Source organism: Companilactobacillus futsaii JCM 17355, assembly GCF_001435505.1.
Lineage (GTDB): Bacteria > Bacillota > Bacilli > Lactobacillales > Lactobacillaceae > Companilactobacillus > Companilactobacillus futsaii.
Genome location: NZ_AZDO01000070.1, coordinates 1 through 1,639 on the forward strand (window position 1 = coordinate 1; position 1,639 = coordinate 1,639).

Consider the following 1,639-nt stretch of genomic DNA (forward strand, 5'->3'; position numbering starts at 1 on the left):
CCTGAATAATTCATAAAAAAAGCCTTAGACTTTACAATCGCTTAAGCGATTGATGTCTAAGGCTTTTCTTTTACACCCAATGGGTGCAAAAAGAACTCCACCTATGATATTGTGAAGTTACCCCTAACAATACAATAATCAAGGAGAGAGTTCCTAATGACAATCTTACATAAAACTAGATTACACAACAACCATAACATACAAATTATTAATAACGGCGGCAATTTTACGGCAAATGGTGGGTTATCATTAGTATCCGAATACCTTGATAAATTAGGATTCTCAAAGTTGATAAATCATCAAATTCACTTCGATGATTCACGTAAATTTAATCAACATTCTAATTCAGATATACTTCTACAAATACTTTTTCAGTTAATTGCTGGATATAAAAATGATTCGTCTGCTAATTTTTTACAAAATGACCCAGCGTTGAAAGTACTTTTTAACAAAAAAAAGCTTGCATCGCAACCGACTGTGTCACGTTTTTTAAAACGTGTGACGCAGGACAACATAACGGAATTTAGTGACATCATTCAATATCTAGTTGATCTTGTCTTTGAAAAAAAACAATCAACAGGAAATGATAATTGATGTAGATTCAACTCACACAGATACTTACGGTTATCAAGAAAATGCCAATTTTAATGCTCATTATCAAACTAATGGTTATCATCCTCTCATTGCATTCGATGGAATGACTGGAATGCTTTTGGCGACAAAGCTACGTCCAGGGAATGTTTATACTTCTAATGGAATTGTCGATTTTATAAATCCAATTCTTTCACATTACCGCAACCATAGTTGTGACATGAATATCCTTGTTAGAGGAGATAGTGGATTTTCATCAGGAGAATTATATCAATCATGTGATGATCAAAAATGTAAATTTTTGATCAAACTAAAGGCAAATACAAAGCTGCAAAATATGGCTGAACATAATGTTCAATATGGAAATGTACCCATAGTGGAATCATCAAAGATTCAATATTTTGAATTAAAATATCAGCCAGACACTTGGGCGAAGCCCTATCGTGTCGTTCTTAAAGCGGTTCGCCCAGCAGGCGAACTATTTTTTAGTTATGAATTTTTGGTTACAAACCTTTACTCTATAGACATTACAGACGTATTTAAGATGTATCACAATCGAGGTATAGTTGAAAATAGTATCAAGGAAATCAAAGATGGATTCTTTATGAATAAAACTGACAGCCACAGTTTTAGAGTAAACACTGTCAGAACCATACTGAGTTCCTTAGCATTTAATATAGTTCAAAGTATGAAGTGTTTAGCTTTGCCAGCAACTGAAAGTTGCAAGCAAATCAACACTTTAAGATTACAATTGTTTAGAATACCGGCAAAAATAATACGACATTCACGTTCCAAGATCATTCAATTAAGTCGATTCAATGTTTACGATCGACTGTTTTGGAGAGTCCTTGAACGGATCGAAATGATATAGAACTTAATTTTTTAAAAAAATCAGTTCTTCCAAGGGAGTAGTCTGCTCTAAAATCGCGTTAGGAAACTTTAGACACAATATTTTTTCAAAGTTTAAAGAAGCAGGAGTCAAGATTGTAAAAATTCACAATCTTGACTCCTGCTTTACTGTATTTACTATTCTATGAATAGATTGGGT

At 33.1% G+C, this 1,639-nt stretch carries 1 pseudogene; it reads left to right on the top strand.

Features of this window, described 5'->3' with window-relative positions:
* Positions 1-156 precede the first annotated feature (156 nt).
* Positions 157-1,462, top strand: a pseudogene (locus FC88_RS05885) (IS1380 family transposase).
* Positions 1,463-1,639: the final 177 nt, after the last annotated feature.